Source organism: Streptomyces sp. NPDC017890 (assembly GCF_044328675.1).
Classification (GTDB): domain Bacteria; phylum Actinomycetota; class Actinomycetes; order Streptomycetales; family Streptomycetaceae; genus Streptomyces.
In genome coordinates, this window is record NZ_JBIRHU010000014.1 from 136,095 (window position 1) to 152,094 (window position 16,000).

At 72.4% G+C, this 16,000-nt stretch carries 17 protein-coding genes; 10 read left to right on the top strand and 7 right to left on the bottom strand.

Features of this window, described 5'->3' with window-relative positions; all coding sequences use genetic code 11:
* Window positions 1-81: 81 nt before the first annotated feature.
* Window positions 82-1,035 (bottom strand): SCO0930 family lipoprotein, encoded by a 954-nt coding sequence (locus ACH4F2_RS20010; protein WP_398134103.1) that lies wholly within the window; start codon window positions 1,033-1,035, stop codon window positions 82-84.
* Window positions 1,036-1,796: 761 nt separating this feature from the next.
* Between ACH4F2_RS20010 and ACH4F2_RS20015 the strand changes: the two genes are divergently transcribed.
* From ACH4F2_RS20015 to ACH4F2_RS20025, 3 genes are all read left to right on the top strand, one after another.
* Complete coding sequence (locus ACH4F2_RS20015; protein ID WP_345590120.1) at window positions 1,797-1,928, top strand: hypothetical protein; 132 nt, start codon at window positions 1,797-1,799, stop codon at window positions 1,926-1,928.
* Window positions 1,929-1,944: 16 nt separating this feature from the next.
* A complete protein-coding gene (locus ACH4F2_RS20020) occupies window positions 1,945-2,709 on the top strand; it encodes a DUF4239 domain-containing protein (protein WP_398134041.1) in 765 nt (254 codons plus the stop codon).
* Window positions 2,710-2,932: 223 nt separating this feature from the next.
* Window positions 2,933-3,460: a hypothetical protein gene (locus ACH4F2_RS20025; RefSeq protein WP_398134042.1), complete on the top strand. Its 528-nt coding sequence runs from the start codon at window positions 2,933-2,935 to the stop codon at window positions 3,458-3,460.
* Window positions 3,461-3,652: 192 nt separating this feature from the next.
* Here ACH4F2_RS20025 and ACH4F2_RS20030 read toward each other — a convergent pair whose 3' ends face one another.
* Window positions 3,653-4,147, bottom strand: coding sequence for a hypothetical protein (locus ACH4F2_RS20030; protein WP_398134043.1), 495 nt, complete (start codon window positions 4,145-4,147; stop codon window positions 3,653-3,655).
* A 332-nt stretch (window positions 4,148-4,479) separates the two neighbouring features.
* Here ACH4F2_RS20030 and ACH4F2_RS20035 point away from each other — a divergent pair, with 332 nt between their 5' ends.
* Entirely contained in the window at window positions 4,480-5,145 is a 666-nt protein-coding gene (locus ACH4F2_RS20035) for a class F sortase (RefSeq protein WP_398134104.1), read from the top strand.
* Window positions 5,146-5,176: 31 nt separating this feature from the next.
* Here ACH4F2_RS20035 and ACH4F2_RS20040 read toward each other — a convergent pair whose 3' ends face one another.
* Window positions 5,177-6,013 carry a polysaccharide deacetylase family protein gene (locus tag ACH4F2_RS20040; RefSeq protein ID WP_398134044.1) on the bottom strand — a complete coding sequence of 279 codons (837 nt, stop codon included), beginning with the start codon at window positions 6,011-6,013 and terminating at the stop codon, window positions 5,177-5,179.
* Between the two features lie 109 nt (window positions 6,014-6,122).
* Here ACH4F2_RS20040 and ACH4F2_RS20045 point away from each other — a divergent pair, with 109 nt between their 5' ends.
* Window positions 6,123-6,584, top strand: coding sequence for a universal stress protein (locus tag ACH4F2_RS20045; protein ID WP_398134045.1), 462 nt, complete (start codon window positions 6,123-6,125; stop codon window positions 6,582-6,584).
* A gap of 101 nt (window positions 6,585-6,685) precedes the next feature.
* Window positions 6,686-8,098, top strand: a complete 1,413-nt coding sequence (locus ACH4F2_RS20050; protein ID WP_398134046.1) for an amino acid permease — start codon at window positions 6,686-6,688, stop codon at window positions 8,096-8,098.
* Here ACH4F2_RS20050 and ACH4F2_RS20055 read toward each other — a convergent pair.
* Window positions 8,095-8,913 (bottom strand): alpha/beta fold hydrolase, encoded by an 819-nt coding sequence (locus ACH4F2_RS20055; protein ID WP_398134047.1) that lies wholly within the window; start codon window positions 8,911-8,913, stop codon window positions 8,095-8,097. The two genes, ACH4F2_RS20050 and ACH4F2_RS20055, sit on opposite strands and share 4 nt — an antisense overlap.
* A 58-nt stretch (window positions 8,914-8,971) precedes the next feature.
* Between ACH4F2_RS20055 and ACH4F2_RS20060 the strand changes: the two genes are divergently transcribed.
* A complete protein-coding gene (locus ACH4F2_RS20060) occupies window positions 8,972-9,445 on the top strand; it encodes a MarR family winged helix-turn-helix transcriptional regulator (protein ID WP_398134048.1) in 474 nt (157 codons plus the stop codon).
* Window positions 9,446-9,466: 21 nt separating this feature from the next.
* Here the strand turns inward: ACH4F2_RS20060 and ACH4F2_RS20065 are convergent, their stop codons facing one another.
* On the bottom strand, window positions 9,467-10,621 hold the full coding sequence (locus ACH4F2_RS20065; RefSeq protein WP_398134049.1) for a CapA family protein: 1,155 nt from the start codon (window positions 10,619-10,621) through the stop codon (window positions 9,467-9,469).
* Between the two features lie 253 nt (window positions 10,622-10,874).
* Between ACH4F2_RS20065 and ACH4F2_RS20070 the strand changes: the two genes are divergently transcribed.
* The 3 genes from ACH4F2_RS20070 to ACH4F2_RS20080 all read left to right on the top strand — a co-directional run bounded on the left by ACH4F2_RS20070 (window position 10,875) and on the right by ACH4F2_RS20080 (window position 12,949).
* Entirely contained in the window at window positions 10,875-11,429 is a 555-nt protein-coding gene (locus tag ACH4F2_RS20070; protein ID WP_279562020.1) for a sigma-70 family RNA polymerase sigma factor, read from the top strand.
* A 141-nt stretch (window positions 11,430-11,570) separates the two neighbouring features.
* Window positions 11,571-12,086, top strand: coding sequence for a hypothetical protein (locus ACH4F2_RS20075; protein ID WP_398134050.1), 516 nt, complete (start codon window positions 11,571-11,573; stop codon window positions 12,084-12,086).
* A 212-nt stretch (window positions 12,087-12,298) separates the two neighbouring features.
* Complete coding sequence (locus ACH4F2_RS20080) at window positions 12,299-12,949, top strand: zf-HC2 domain-containing protein (RefSeq protein WP_398134051.1); 651 nt, start codon at window positions 12,299-12,301, stop codon at window positions 12,947-12,949.
* Between the two features lie 25 nt (window positions 12,950-12,974).
* Here the strand turns inward: ACH4F2_RS20080 and ACH4F2_RS20085 are convergent, their stop codons facing one another.
* Complete coding sequence (locus ACH4F2_RS20085) at window positions 12,975-13,838, bottom strand: Fpg/Nei family DNA glycosylase (protein WP_398134052.1); 864 nt, start codon at window positions 13,836-13,838, stop codon at window positions 12,975-12,977.
* 41 nt (window positions 13,839-13,879) lie between these two features.
* Window positions 13,880-15,970 carry a SpoIIE family protein phosphatase gene (locus ACH4F2_RS20090; protein ID WP_398134053.1) on the bottom strand — a complete coding sequence of 697 codons (2,091 nt, stop codon included), beginning with the start codon at window positions 15,968-15,970 and terminating at the stop codon, window positions 13,880-13,882.
* Window positions 15,971-16,000: the final 30 nt, after the last annotated feature.

Here is a 16,000-nt window from a genome sequence, read left to right on the forward strand (position 1 = left end):
CGAACGGGGCCGTCCCCTCCGCCTGGGTACGGAAGGGACGGCCCGCTGTTCGCGCGCTGAACGCCGGCGGACGCCAGGCCGCTACTTCTCAGGAGCGCCCACCGGCTTGCCGTCGGGGGCGACTGCGTACCAGGTGCCGCCGACGCCCTGGCCGTTGGTGTCGCCGGCGTTCTTGTCACCGGCGAAGGTGTAGACGGGCCAGCAGTCGACCGTCTGCTGCTCGGCGCCGTCGGGCCGGGTGAAGGTCATCAGGTCCTTCTTCACGACACCCTGAGTGTCCTCGGGCTCCACGGGCGCGACGACCGGCCACTTCTCCAGGCAGGCTCCGGTGCACGCGGAGACCGGCTTCGGCCAGGCCTCGTCCTTCATGAAGCGATAGACGGTCATGCCGTTCTTGTCGACCACGATCTCGCCGAGCTTCGAATCGTCGCGGGTGGACAGTCCGGGCCGGTCGGCCGCCTTGGCCTTCTTGCCGTCGGCGGCGAGCGCGTACCACTTGCCGCCCACGCCCTGGCCTTCGACGTCCCCGGCGGCGGCGTCCTTGGCGTAGCGGTACGCCGGCCAGCCGCCGATGGTCAGCTGCTTGGTGCCGTCGGGCCGGGTGACCTCGCCGAGCAGTTCCTTGTCGATGCCCTCGCCGGCGAGGGCATCGTCCGCGGCCACGGGCGGCCAGGCGGTGGCGCAGTCGTTCTCGCACGTCGTCCTGGGCGGCTTGGCGGTGTCGTCGTCGAAGCGGTAGAGGGTGCGGCCCGCTCCGTCGGTCACCAGCTCGCCGATCTCCGCGTTGGTGGAGACGGACAGCTTGCCCGCGGACTCCGGCGGGCTCGCCGGAGTCCGCGCACCGTCCGCGCCGGTCCCGAGTCCGTCGGCGGTACCGGCACCGGCACCGATGTCTCCGACGTCGCCGGGCGCGGCCGTGGCCCCCACGTTCTGGCTGCCGGTGGCACTGCCGCCGTCCTGGCCGCACGCGGTCGTCAGCGCCAGCACCACCGCGGCGCTCGCCACGAGTGAGGCACTCCGCCAGGAGGTCTTCATCGTCAATCCCCGATCGTCACGAAGGTGTTGGGACGGCCGCTGCGCCGCCGCACGACACTGGGTACGGGCGGAAGAGCGGTTCGCGTTCAACGGGGACCCGGTCTTCTTTCCGGGCGCTCCCCCGCCGGCCACCGTCCGGCGCGCCCGCTCGTACGCGGCTGCGAGCCGCGGCGCGAGCGAGTGTGCGCCGGTCAAACCACCGAGTGGCCCGTGTACCTCTTTCGGGGCAATCATCCGGTAATCGGGCGTGGTCCGGCGCGCCAGGCTCGATGATCTGCGTCGTGCATGGACTCGAACCGACCCGATCCGCCTCTGCCGGACGGGTGTTGGCCCTGGTGACGCTGACGTTCACGCTCGTCGGTGTGCCAGTCGGCCCGGCGCAGGCCGACGCCTGCGCCTATGTGTCGACCGGACCGGGCGGCATCGAGGCGGTGGCGGTCGCCGGGAGCGGCTCCTGGCCCACCTTCCCGCCCTGCCCCGAGCCCTCACCGACGCCCCCTCCCACACCCACACCCACGCCGACTCCGACTCCCCCACCTCCACCGCCCCCTCCACCGAAGCCCACTCCCCCGCCACCCCCCGCGCCGAAGCCCGAGCCTCCACCCGTCACTCCGAAGCCCGAGCCGCCGCCGGCCCCGCGGCCGGTGCCGGCCCGTCCCACGCCGGCACCTACGCCCAGCCCCACCCCGGCGCCGGTTCGTCCCGCGGCTCCCGCGCCCGCCCCGTCGGCCACGCCCACGCCCCGGCCGTCGCTCAGCCCGGTGCACTACCCGCGCTACCGCGCCGCCCGGCAGCAACAACGGCCCTCACGCGGTGCCACGTCGCCGCTCGTCTTCGTCCTGCTCATCACGGTGCCCGCGGTGGTCGCCGTCGCCGCGCTCCGTGCGCGCTGATCCCTGGAGGCCCCTCTTGCCGGAATGGCTTGTTCTCACCCTCGCGATGCTGGCCGCCTGCGTCGTGGTCGTCATCATCACCCTCGTACGGCACCGCACGGCGTCCGACGACGAGGACATCACCGAGACCCCGGACGTCATCGAGTACATGACGATGTGGATCGGCGTGGTGTACGCCATCGTCCTGGGTCTGGCCATCGCCGGGGTCTGGGAGGCACGCAGCGCCGCCCAGGACCACGTACAGGCGGAGGCGGTCGCGCTGCACGAGATCTCGGAACGCGTCCGGGTCTATCCGCCCGACGTCCGTGACCGCATCCGGGAGGATGTCAACGCCTATGTCGGACACGTCGTCACCACCGAGTGGAAGGTCATGGCCGACCGCGGCGAGGTGACCGAACGCGGCACCGAACTCCTCGACCGCGTCCGCGCGGACGTCACCGACTACGAGCCGACGTCGGACTTCGAGGCCCAGGCGTACCAGCCCCTCGTCGACCAGGTGACCGCGGCGGACCAGGCCCGCATCGCCCGGGCGGAGTCGACCGGGGCGACCATGCCGGGCGTGGTGTGGTTCGGGCTCGTCGCGGGAGGCGTCATCACGGTCGGCATGGTCTTCGCCCTGCAGATCCGGCGTACGACCCGCGAACTCGTCCTCGCCGGGCTGTTCTCCGCGCTGATCGCCTTCCTGCTCTTCCTGATCTGGGACTTCGACGCACCCTTCAGCCGCGGCGTCGCGGCGTCCACGGATCCGTTCCTGAGCCTCTTCCCCGGGGCAGGGGACTGAGGCGCCCACCCCTACGTCCCCCAGTGGTGCCCGCACCGGGAGGCCGCCGGGGGACGGCCGACACACCGGCGGCGTCCCCTGAGCGGCCCACACATGTGCCCCATTCGCGCGACTGCGATCGCGCCGACGTGCACGGCTTCCTAGCGTTTCGGGCATCGAGGTGCATTTCTGGCGCGAGCGGAACAGGTCCGCCGCAGCGCCTCGGGGACCCGGAGGATTCACCATGCGCGCGATACCCGTCGCCTCGGTCGCACTGCTGGGCGTCGCCGCCCTCTCCGCCTGCGTGCCGGCCGGGGCGGCCACAGGCGGCAGTCCGACGTTCGGATTCCTCGTCCACCCCGCCACCGTCGCACCGGGCGGCGAGGTCACGCTGGGGGTGGGCCGCGGGGCCGACGGCTGCCGGGGACGCGTGACGGTCTCTTCGCCGGTTTTCGACACGGTCACCATCCCGCGCCACGAGTCGTCGGCGACGACGCGGGTCGACCGGGACGCCCGGCGCGGGGCGGTCTACCAGGTGACGTTCGCCTGTGACAGGAGGACCGGCACCGTGAATCTGACCATCGCGGACCTTCACTCGCACCGGCCCTACCCCGAGCCCCGCCACCCCGACAAGGGCGTGCACGCCGGCGAGGGCGGCACCATCGCCGGGTTCGACATGAAGGAGACCGGGCTCGGCGCCCTGCTCATCGCGGGCTCGGTCGGAACGGCGTACCACCTCTCGCGCCGCCGCTCCGGCGAGGACGGCGCCTGACCTCCCCGCGCGCCGGCAGGGCTTCGCCCCGGATCCTCAACGGTCCGGGGCGAAGCCCTGCCGGCGTGCGACACGCGTTTCGGCCGTGCGACGCCGGCGCGCGATCGGCAGGCGACCGTACGGGCCCGCGCCCGAAGGCAGGGCCCGTACGTGACGGAAGACGAAGGGGACCGGGGGCGAACGGGGAACGGGTCAGAAGCGCCGCTCCGCCCGGCGACGCATCCAGAACAGGCCGCCACCGGCGACGGCCGCGGCGACGAGCCCGCCGCCGATCGCGATGTCGGCCGGCGTCGCCCCGCTGGAACTGCTGCCGCCGATGCCGCCGCGAACGCCGCCGATGACGGTGAAGGCGGCCGGGCGCGTCAGTCGCCTGCCCGAGCAGTTGACGGTGATGTCGTACGAGCCCGGCCGGGCGTCCTCCTTGATGGTGGCGGTGCCCCTGGATGTCTCGTTGGCGCCCCGGACCGGGGTCAGGTGGGTCGTCCGGAACGCGTCCGAGGTCATCGTGCCGCCCTGCGGGCAGCCGTCGACCGTGACGGTCATCTGCCCGCCGCGGGCGATCACACTGGGCAGGGCGACGATGTTGGACGGCTGGTTGTGGTCGCCGCCGGCGGTGGCCGCGGGGGCGGCCAGCCCGAGGACAGCGACCGCGGCGCCGGCTGCCGCGAGGGCACGAGTGTTACGCATGTGATCCTCCGCGGAAGACGCCCCGGGTCCCGTCCCCGGTCGATCGGCGAGAAAGCGCCTCCCAGAAAGACCCTCAGTTGCCTTGCGCGGCACCGCATTTCGGGAATGGTCCGTCCTGGTGAGGAGGTATACCGGGCCGGTAGCTCACGAGTGGATATCGCCGCAGGTCACGGACCGTCAGGAATGTCCCGCCGGGGAAATCCCGGATGGCTCATGGACGGGCGTCCGCGCCACCCGTTCGCCGCCGCCCCGTCGCCGGTCGGGCGCACGGCGCTTAGCGTGCTCGTATGCGCACAAGGCACGGCGACGGCCGGGTCGAGAGGGGATGGCGAATGTACGGGTCCGAGGTGGCCGAAGAGGAGGAGCGGCAGAGGAAGCGCGCTCCCTGGGGCGTGATAGCGCTTGTTCTGCTGACCGGTCTCGCGCTCATCCGCAACGGCTCGGGGGAATTCGACGCTGGACCGCCGCAGCCGGCGTCGGCCGCCGCCTCGAACACCCGCGTCGCCGGCGAGGACGGCGCCGCCGCGGGCCTCGCGCCGCTGCCGTACGGGGTACCCGACCGGGTCTCCGTCCCCGCCATCCAGGTCGACGCGCCGATCATGCCGGTCGGTCTCGACGCGGACGGCTGGGTGGACGCGCCGCCGCCCGAGGACCCCAATCTGGCCGGCTGGTTCACCGGCGCGGTCTCCCCCGGGGAGAAAGGCACCGCGGTCGTCGTCGGCCACGTCGACAACCAACAGGGGCCGGCCGTCTTCTACGGACTCGGCGCCCTGAAAAAGGGAAACAAGGTGGAAGTGCACCGCCAGGACGGGAAGACGGCGGTGTTCGAGATCTACGGCATCGAAGTGTTCGAGAAGGACAACTTCCCCGGCGACCGGGTCTACGCGTCCAAGGGCAGCCCCGAACTGCGGGTCATCACCTGCGGCGGCGGTTTCTCCAAGCAGGACGGATACGAGGGGAACGTCGTCGCCTTCGCCCGCATGACCGGGATCCGCTGAGCGTGTCCCGGCCGGGCGGGCGTGCCTGGCGTCAGGCGTACCGCCGCCGGGGGACGGTGAGGTGGTAGCCGGAGTCCAGCAGCTCGGGCACGTACCTGCGCAGGGCACGGACGCTCTGCGAGCGGTCGCCCCCGGCGTCGTGCGAGAGCACCACGACGCCGGGGGCGGCGCCGTCCTCGACCCGGTCGACGATGGTGCCGGTGCCGGGGGTGGTCCAGTCGAGGGTGTCCACCGTCCAGGCGAGCGGTTCCATGCCGAGTTCGGCGCCGAGCTGGAAGGCGGCGCGGTTCCACGCTCCGTACGGGGCGCGGAACCATCGGGGCGGCTCACCACAGGCCTGCTCGACGACCTCGCTGGTCCGTTCCATCTCGGAGCGGATGCGTCGCCGGCCGAGGCGGGTCAGCAGCGGGTGGGACCACGTGTGGTTGCCGACGACGTGTCCCTCGTCAGCCATCCGGTACAGCAGGTCCCTGTTGTAGTCCGCCATCTCGCCGCACACGAAGAACGTCGCGCGCACGTCGTACTTCGCCAGTGTGTCCAGGATGTCCGGGGTGTAGCGGGGGTCCGGTCCGTCGTCGAAGGTGAGCAGCATGGTGCGGCCCCGGCCCGTCAGGCGCAGGATCGGCTCGCTGCGCACCGGGGGCCGCCGGGGTACGGCGGCGGGCGCGCCGTACCCGGTCAGGGGCTGGAGGCGGTAGGCGGAGGACCCCATCGGCCGGTGCGCCGGGGGGCCCGGGGCGGGGCCGGCCGGGCCGGCCGGACGGTTCCCCGGGGTCACCGCGAGCGCACCGGCGGTGCCGGCCGCTCCCACGGCCGCGGCGCCGGCGAGCAGTGCGCGGCGTCGGGTGAGCAACTGATCCTTCTTCATGACTCATCAGTCGCCCGGCCGCGGTCCGGCGCACCTGAGCAACACCGGTGCGGCGGCACGCAACCACCCGCACGGCTCAAGACCACGAGCGACCGGATAGCCTCGCCGCGTGACGGAACAGCACTCCCAGCAGTTCGAACGGGGCACCGACGGACCGAAGGTCATCGTGGCCGGGGTCGACGGCTCCGACTCCTCGCTCCGGGCCGCGGCCTACGCCGGCGGTCTCGCCCGACGCCAGCGAGCGCTGCTCGCCGTGGTGTACGTGCAGCCGGTGCTGGCGGCGGGGGCGGCGCTCGGGGCGCCGGTGGCGGAGACGACGGACGAGATCGCCGAGGACCTGGTGACCCAGATCCGGGACGCGACCGAGCGGGACAAGGGGATATTCGACCTGCGCTGGGAGTTCCACACCTTCCGCGGCGACCCCTACAGCGGGCTGGTCAGGGCGGCCGACGAGCTGAAGGCGGACGCTGTGGTCGTGGGCGCCTCGGAGCAGGCCGGGCACCGGATCGTCGGGTCCGTCGCGGTACGGCTGGTGAAGGCGGGGCGCTGGCCCGTGACAGTGGTGCCGTAGCGCCCTTCGGGTGGCGCGTGCGTCGTGGCTTCCGTCGCGGGCGGGTGTGAGTCGTCATGATCCACCGTCAGCCGATTGCCGTGCACGAAGAGGTGAGGCGCGTGGCCGGGTTCCGTATGGGCGAGGGCGTACTCCGCCGCAAACCCATCGAGCACATCGAGGACACCGAGGGCGGTGAGGGCACCGGCCTGGTGCGGTCCCTCGGGTTGTGGCAGCTCACAGCGATCGGCGTGGGCGGCATCATCGGGGCGGGCATCTTCACCCTGGCCGGCACGGTCGCGGGCGGCACGGCGGGACCGGCGGTCCTCGTCTCGTTCCTCATCGCGGGCGTCGCGAGCGCGGCGGCCGCGCTGTCGTACGCCGAGTTCGCCGGGCTGATCCCGAAGGCGGGTTCCGCCTACACCTACGGCTACGCCGTCCTCGGTGAGCTGGTGGGGTGGTTCATCGGCTGGGACCTGCTGCTGGAGTACACGGCGATCGTGGCGGTGGTCGCGATCGGCATCTCGGGCTACTTCAGCTTCCTGGTCGGTGAGATGGGCGCCGCCCTGCCGAACTGGATGCTGGGCGCGCCCGGCACCGGCGACGGCCACCGGGTCGACCTCTTCGCGGCGGTGCTGTGCCTGCTGATCGCGTACCTGCTGACCCTCGGCATCAGGAACGCGGCCCGCTTCGAGATGGTCGTGGTCGTCCTGAAGGTGCTGGTGGTGCTGCTGGTGATCGGGGTCGGTGTCTTCCACATCGACACCGCGAACTACAACCCGTTCTTCCCGTACGGGGTCGGCGGGGCGTTCACCGGCGCGGCGACGGTGTTCTTCGCGGTCTTCGGCTACGACGCCATGTCGACGGCGGCCGAGGAGTCGAAGGACGCCCAGCGGCACATGCCGAAGGCGATCATCTACTCGTTGGTCATCTCGATGGTGCTGTACGTGGCGGCCTGTCTGGTGCTGACCGGCATGCAGGACTACAAGGACATCGACCCGGAGAGCGGATTCTCGACGGCGTTCAAGTCGGTGGGGCTGGGCTCGCTGGCCGACGTCATCGCGGTGGGCGCCATCATCGGCATCCTCACGGTGATGTTCACGTTCATGCTGGGCGTCACCCGGGTGTGGTTCAGCATGAGCCGGGACGGGCTGCTGCCCAAGTGGTTCGCCAAGACCCACCCGACGCGGCACGTGCCGACCCGGGTCACCTGGATCGTCGGGTTCGCGTCGGCCGCGATCGCCGGGTTCCTGCCGATCGGCGAGGCGGCCGAGCTGACCAACATCGGCATCCTGCTGGCGTTCGTGGTGGTGTGCGCGGCGGTGATCGTGCTGCGTTACCGGCAGCCGGACCTGCCGCGCACCTTCCGTACGCCGTTCATGCCTGTCGTGCCGGCGGTGGGGATCGTCTTCTCGCTCTGGCTGATCACGTTCCTGCAGTGGCAGACCTGGGCGCGGTTCGCCGTGTGGTTCGCGGTCGGCCTGGTGATCTACTTCGCGTACTCCTACCGGAAGTCGGAGCTGGCGCGCCGTTAGAGGCCGCGGAGGAAGTCGGCGACGATCTCGCCGAAGACCTCGGGCCGCTCCATGTTCGGGTAGTGCGCGGTGCCTTCGACGGTGACGGAACGGCCGTCCGGGACCGTACGGGCGAGCCGTTCCGCCTCGGCGATCAGGTCGGGGGCGTCCAGGGCGCCGTTGACGGTGAGGACCGGTACGTCGATCTTCGGGACCCGGGCCCATGTGTCGGTGAGGGGCACGTGGTGGTTCTCCTCGTCCGGGGTGTGCTTGGAGAGGGTGCCGAAGGCCATCTCCCGCAGCCGGCGCGGGATGTCCGGGTCGATGTCGCCGAGGGTGCGGGACTCCCCGGCAGCGAAGCGCAGGAACGCCGCGAGCCAGCCTTCGACGTCGCCCGCGCCGAGCGCGGCGGCCTGCTCGTCCTGCACCTGCCGCACCCACGGGTCGGTGTACTCGAACTCGCTGGTGGCGGCACCGCAGGCGACCACCGCGCGGACCAGTTCCGGGTACTCCAGCACCGTGTCGGTGGCGATGGCGCCGCCCATCGACACCCCGACGAGCACCGCGGGACCTGCGTCGAGGTGGCGCAGCAGGGCGGCGAGGTCGTCGGCCCAACGGAACGGCCGGGTCGCGTTGGCCGAGGCGCCGTGGCCGCGGACGTCGGGGGCGATCACGCGGTACCCGGCGGCGGCGAGGGCCGGGATCTGGGCGTCGAAGACCCGGTGGTCGGCGAATCCGGAGTGCAGCAGGACGACCAGGTCCCCGGCACCGGTGTCACGGTAGGCGAGGTCGCCGTCGGCGGAGCGGAAGAAACGCAGATCCGAAGCAGCAGTCATGACAACCAAGGTGTCATGAACGGAGAGAGTTTGGCAACCAAGGTGTCATGATGGCGGGATGAAGGACATCGACACACCGCTGCCCCCGGACGCGCTCGCCCGGCGCCTCACCGAGGTGTACGACCTGGTCGGCCCCCTCTACCGGCGCGCGCAGCGCAGCGTCGAGCAGGGCCTGACCGCCGACGGCCCGTCCGTCGGCGTCCGCGCCGTACTGGCCCTGCTGCACCGCAACGGGCCGATGACCGTGCCGCAGATGGGGCGGGCGCAGGCGATCAGCCGTCAGTTCGTGCAGCGGATGGTCAACGACGGCGTCGACCGGGGTCTGATGGAGAGCGTCCCGAACCCCGCGCACCGGCGGTCGTCGCTGATCCGGCTCACCGACGGGGGCCGGGCGGCGATCACCGACGTCCTCGACCAGGAACACCTGCTGCTGCGTGAGGTCGGCGGGGACCTCACGGACGGGGACGTGACCACCTGCCTGCGCGTCCTCGGGGCCATGCTGACGGCCCTCGACCACGTGGACGACGCCTGACCCGCGCACCCGTCACCCGGCCTACTCCCCCATCATCAGCCCGTCCTCGGCCGCCCCCCGGCTGAACACCACGTCGCGGATGCGGTCGCGCACGGACCGCACGTCGGCCCCCTTCTCCAGCGCGCGGTTCAGGTTCACCACCCGGCCGGCGTCGACGTCGAACAGCTGCGGGACGAACTCCGCCCTGGTCACCCGCCAGCGTTCGCCCGGCCGGGCGGGTGGGGCGAAGGTGAAGCGACCGATGGTCGACTGGTTGCCGCGCTGGTCGCGGTTCCCCTCGTGGTTGATCATCTCGCCCGCGATCTGGTCGCCCATCCCGTAGATCACCCAGGTGCCGTTGACCTTCTCGTACGCCTGCGGGACATGGGCGTGGGTGCCGAGGATCAGGTCGATGTCGGGACGGTCGCCGGTCCGGGCGGCGGTCAGGCCCCGGGCCAGGTCCAACTGGTCCCCGTCGGGCTCGTCCTGCCACTCGGTGCCCCAGTGCATGGAGACGACGACGATGTCCGCTCCGGCCTGGCGGGCGGCCCGGGAATCCGTGACGATCCGCTCCTCGTCGATCACGCCGACCGCCCAGGGCTGCCCCTCGGGAATCGGGTGGCCGTTGGTGTGGAGGGTGTAGGCGAGGTGGGCGACCTTGGCCCGGCCCGCGCGCAGGACCGTCACGGTGTTCGCCTCGGCCTCGGTCCGCGCCGTCCCGGCGTGCCGTACACCGGCGCGGTCGAGGGCGTCCAGGGTGCGGCGAATTCCGTCGGCGCCGTCGTCGACGCTGTGGTTGGAGGCGGTGGAGCAGCCGTCGTACCCGGTGGCGGCCAGCGCCTGGGCCACCTCGGGCGGGGACTTGAAGAGGGGGTAGCCGCTGTAGTCGCCGTGCGCGCCGTACACGGTCTCCATGTGGCACAGGGCGAGGTCGGCGCGCGAGACGACGGGTTCGGCGCCGTCGAGCATCGGGCGGAAGTCGTATCCGGTGCCGCCCGCGTCGAAGCGCGCCCGTTCGATGATCGAGTCGTGCGGCAGTACGTCGCCGGAGGCGACCAGGGTGAAGACGCCGGTGTCCGCGGCGGACGGGGCCGGGGCCGGCCGCCTCGGCGGTTCGTGGTCGCGGGCCTGGCAGGCGGCGCCCGCGGTGAGAAGGGCGGTCAGGGCCAGGGCCACCTGCCGACTGCGTGTGATCATCCGTTCACTCCGCTGAGGTCGCACACACCAATGAAAAGTCACATTTACTTACAAATAGGTAAAGAGGCTCATCTCGTCACAGGCGGCTCCGACACGCCCATTAGCCCGTCCGGCGTGCGCGAACGGGGTAGCCGACCGTCCGAACGGAGTGCGCCGACCGTTCGTCGAACCGTTCGTCGACGCGATCGACCGTCCGTCGCACGCCAGTGCGCACACCCTGTCCCCGGGCGGCACCCTGCGGTGCCATACGGCCATGACGGCCGGAATCACCCTCATGGACAGGACGAACGGGACGACCGCCGAGCACGAGCTCGCCGCACTGCAGCGCGAGCACGGCCGGCCGCTCTTCGCGCTGCTGCTGCGGCTCAGCGACGGCGACCGGCAACGCGCCGAGGACCTCGTCCAGGAGACCCTGGTCCGCGCCTGGCAGCACCCCGAGGCCCTGCGCGCCGACGACTTCGACTCGGTGCGGCCCTGGCTGCTCACCGTGGCCCGGCGCCTGGCGATCGACGCGCGCCGGGCCCGGCAGGCGCGGCCCGCCGAGGTCGGTGACGCCGTACTGGAGAACGCCCGGGTCTGCGCCGATCACGCCGAACGGGCCGCCGCGGCCCTGGACGTGCGCAAGGCTGTGAAGACTCTCACTCCGGAGCACCGTGAAGTCCTGGTGCTGGTGTACTTCCAGGGGGCGAGTGTGGCGGAAGCCGCGGCAGCCCTGGGCATCCCGCCCGGTACCGTGAAGTCCCGCGCGTACTACGCGCTGCGCGCCCTGCGCAGGGTGCTACCGGGATACGCCGCCGACCTGCGGTGAAACCGAGGGCAGAGTCAAGCCTTCGCAAAGCGCCTTGCCCTGGACCCCGGTTGGGTAATCGGCTGTCCTCATCCGTGTTCCGGACGGGGGCCCATGACCCGGATCGGGCGACGCGCACGCACCGGAGGAAGGCAGGAAGGGATGCTGCACAGAGGCCAAGAGAGCACGGACGGCACCGGAGGGGGCGAACTGACCGTCCCCATGGCGTGGTTGTACGCCGAGTACATCGCCGACGAACTGCTGCGGACCGGCGACCTGATGCCGCCGACGTCCTTCGAGTTCCGCGCCGGTCGCGACGCCCTGGCGCTGACCGTCTTCCTGTCCGACACCGACGACGAGCTCAGCGGCATCCGGGTCATCACCCGGCTGGAGACCTGGCTGTCCCTGACCGCCTACGACCAGCCATGGCACGAGTGGGTGCGGGAGCGTCTGACCGAGGCCACGGCCGACGCGGTCGCCGCCGGCCGGCGCTCGCCGGACCTGGAACTGGCCCGAGCGGCCTGGCGCTGGCTCGAGGAGACCGAGCTGCTCGCCCCGGACCTGAACGCGGTGCCCGGTGGGGCGCCGGTGACCGGGGAGGACGAGGCGCCGAAGGTGTGGACGCCGGCCTGGCAGCTGGGGCTGCCGCTCGGCCATCTCGCCATCCATCTCTTCTAGCCGCCCGGGCCGGTGTCCCCGCGAGCCCGGCCGGTTCCCCGCGAGCCCGGCCGGTTCGCGGATTCCTCCGAGGACGGGCCAATCCGGGGGCCCGACCGCTCCGAACCCCTTGGTCGCGATTCTGTCCGTGGCTTGAGTGATTCGGCTGTGCGGTGCGTACGGGTGGGAGCAAGGAGTAGCCCCACCCGCACCCAACGGCACGAGGATTCGGCATGAGGTCCCTGGAAAGCCATCGTGACGTCGGCGCCTACGCGCTCGGCGTGCTGGACGAGGCGGAAGCGTTCCGCTTCGAGGACCACCTCATGGAATGCCCCCGGTGCGCGGCGCAGGTGACCGAATTCGGCCCCGCCGCCCGTCAGCTGATGCTGTACCGGCAGGCGACGCCCCGCCTCGTCCACCCCATGACCAGGCCCGCCCCGCGGCTCCTCGACCGGCTGCTGTCCGAGGTGGCGGCGCGCTCGCGGGCCGGCCGCAGGCGGGCGCTGTACGCCGTGGCCGCCGCGGTCGTGTGTGCCGTGGCCGGTCCGGGCGTAGTGATCCACGCGAGCCAGGCCGACACGGCGGCCCAGGTCGACGCGACCGACGAGCGGTCCGGGGTGTGGGCGCAGGTCACGACGGAGGACGAGGCCTGGGGCACCGGCGTGGAACTCAAGGTCAAGGACGGGGCGGGCCCGCGCTCCTGCCGGCTGGTCGCCGTCGCCCGCGACGGCACGGAGCAGACGGTCACCAGCTGGAACGTCCCCGGGCACGACGCCCGGCCGAGCACCGTGCACGGCGGGGCCGCCCTGCCTCCCGACCAGATCGCCCGCTACGAGGTGCGGACCGCGGACGGGGAGCGCCTCGTGACCCTGTCCTCCGGGTGACCGCTCGACAGCCGCCCGGGGGCCGCTACTTGAGCAACCGGGACAGCCTCCGGTCCGCCAGCGGCTTGCCGCCGGTCTGGCACGTCGGGCAGTACTGGAGGGAGGAATCGCTGAAGGACACCTCCCGCACGGTGTCGCCGCACACCGGGCAGGGCTCGCCGGTGCGGCCGTGGACGCGCAGGCCGCTCCTCTTCTCCGCCTTCAGCCCTCCGGCCGCGATGCCCCGCGAGCGCTCGACCGCCGCCGTGAGCGTCGTGCGCAGGGCCGCGTACAGCAGTGCGGTCTCCTCGCCGGTGAGCGACGCGGCCAGTTTGAAGGGGGACATCTTCGCCGCGTGCAGAATCTCGTCGCTGTACGCGTTCCCCACGCCCGCGATGAGGCTCTGGTCGCGCAGGGCGCCCTTGAGCTGCCGTCGCTCGCCGTCGAGGAGGGCCGCGAAGCGCGCCTCGTCGAAGTCGTCGGCGAGCGGGTCGGGGCCGAGCCGGGCCACGCCCGGCACCTGACGCGGGTCGGCCACGACGTACACGGCGAGCCGTTTCTGGGTGCCGGCCTCCGTCAGGTCGAAGCCGGCGCCGGTCTCCAGCGCGACGCGCAGGGCCAGGGGGCCCCTGCCGGGGCGGGGAAGGCCGCCGGGGAGACTGTCCCTCCACTGCAGCCAGCCCGCGCGGGCCAAGTGGGCCACCAGGTGCGGGCCGCCGGCGGTCTCGACGTCGAGGAACTTGCCGTGGCGGTGCACGGCGGCCACCTGGCGACCCTCCAGGGCGGTGAGCGGAGGGTCGTACGTCTTCAGGACGCTGATCGCCACGGGCAGCACACGGACGATCTCACGGCCGGTGAGATGCTCGGTCAGGAAGTCCCTGAGCGCCTCGACCTCGGGCAGTTCGGGCATACGTCCAGAGTGCCACCGAGGAGCGGGAACGCCAGTGGGACTCAGCCCGCCCGGTGGGACACCACGAACTCGGACCACACGCACTTGCCGCCGCCGCGCGCCTCCACACCCCACACGTCGGCGAGCGCCTCGACCAGGAGCAGCCCCCTTCCGGAGACACCGGAGTCCCCGGCCTCGCGGCGGCGCGGCAGGGCGCTGGAGGTGTCCTCGACCTCGACCCGCAGCCGGCGGTCGGTGCCGGTGAGGAGCCGCAGGGTGACGATCGCGGAGCCCTCGGTGTGCATGAGGGCGTTGGTGACCAGTTCGTCGGCGACCAGTTCGATCTCGTCGCTCTGGCCCCTGGCACCCCAGGACCGTACCGCGGCTCGGATCATGTGCCGGGCCTCGGTGAGGGCCTCGGGGTCGCCCGGGGAGACGTGCTGCCGGAGCCGGCCGAAGGTGCGGGGAGCGCCCAGTCCGCGGCGGCGCAGCAGGAGCAGCGCCACGTCGTCGTCACCGCGGCGCTCGTCGGCCACGTCGATGAGCCGGTCGGCCAGATCCTCTACGTCCTGCGGTCCGGAGGCGACCAGGGCCGTGAGGACCTCCGTCCCCTCGTCGAGGTCGGCGCCGGGCTGCTCGACCAGACCGTCGGTGCACAGCAGCAGGGTGTTGCCCGGGTCCAGCTCGACGGTGGCGACCGGGTAGGCGAGGTGCCCGAACTCGGCGGACAGGCCGAGCGGCAGCCCGCCCTCGACGGGGACGCGGCGGCAGGAGCCGTCGCGGTACCGCAGCAGCGGGTCGATGTGGCCGGCGCGGACCACCTGGACCACTCCGGTGGCCAGGTCGGCCTCCGCGTACAGGCAGGTCGCGAAGCGGTCGGTGTCGAGTTCGTGGAGGAAGACGGAGGCCCGCGCCATCACCGTGGCCGGGGGGTGGCCCTCGGCGGCGTAGGCGCGCAGCACGATGCGCAGCTGGCCCATGACGGCGGCGGCGTGTGTGTCGTGGCCCTGGACGTCGCCGATGACGGCGCCGACGCGTCCGCCGGGCAGCGGGATCACGTCGTACCAGTCGCCGCCGATGTCGCGGCCGAGGGCGCCACCGATGGTGGCCGCGCGGTAGCGGACGGCGACGTCGCAGCCGGGCACGCTGGGGATGGTGCGCGGCAGCATGGCCTGCTGCAGGCCCTCGGCGAGGTCCATCTCCTGCTCGTAGAGCATGGCCCGCTGCAGGCTCTGCGCGATGCCGCTGCCGAGCGCGACGAGTACGTTGCGGTCCTCCGCGGAGAAGCCGTGCCGGTCGCTGTAGAGCAGCCCGATCGCGCCGATGGGGCGGGCCTGGGCGATGAGCGGCAGGTAGGCCGCCGCGGTGATGTTCAGGTGGGTGATGTCCTGCCACAGGAGGGGGTAGCGCTCCGCGAAGTCCTCCGGCGACTCGATGAAGCGGGGGCTGAGGGTGCGTACGGCCTCGCTCATCGGGTACGGCTCGTCGATCCGGGTGACGCGGGTGCCGGGGACGAAGTCGTTGTCGCGGCCGTCGGCGACCAGCCGGATGCGGCCGGCCTCGACCAGGCCCATCACCAGGCTGGTGGCGCCGAGCCGGGTGAGGCCGTGGGTGTCCCGCAGGACCTCGATGACGTCGTCCACCGTACGGGCGTGCGCGAGTGCGGCCGTGGCGAGCTGGACGACGTTGGTGAGCCGGCGGCGGGCCTCGTCCTGCGCGACCTGCTCGCGGCGGGCCTCGATGTCGGCGACCTCCTGGGTGGCGTCGCGGACGATGCCGATGATGCGCCGGGGGCGGCCGGTCTCGTCGCGGCGGATGTAGCCCTGGGTCCGGGTCCAGCGCAGGGTGCCGTCGCGGCGGCGCGTGCGGAAGTAGGTGCCGTAGTTCTCGCTGCCGTCCTTCAGGGCCCGGGCGACCAGGGCGTCCAGGCGGCGGCCCTCGGCGGTGGGGACGCGCGCCGACAGCGACTCGGGGCGCCCGTCGTACTCCTCGGGGCGCAGGTCGAACACCTCGTGGGCCTGGGCGTCCATGTGGAACAGTCCCGTGTCCAGGTCCCAGTCGAAGCTGCCCATGCGGTTGAGCGCCAGGATCGGGTCCGGGTGGGCGGGCCAGTCGTCCGGGAGTGACGGGGCACTCGCTCCCCGATCAGCCATGGGCCCCACCTTGCCAGGATTCGCCTGATT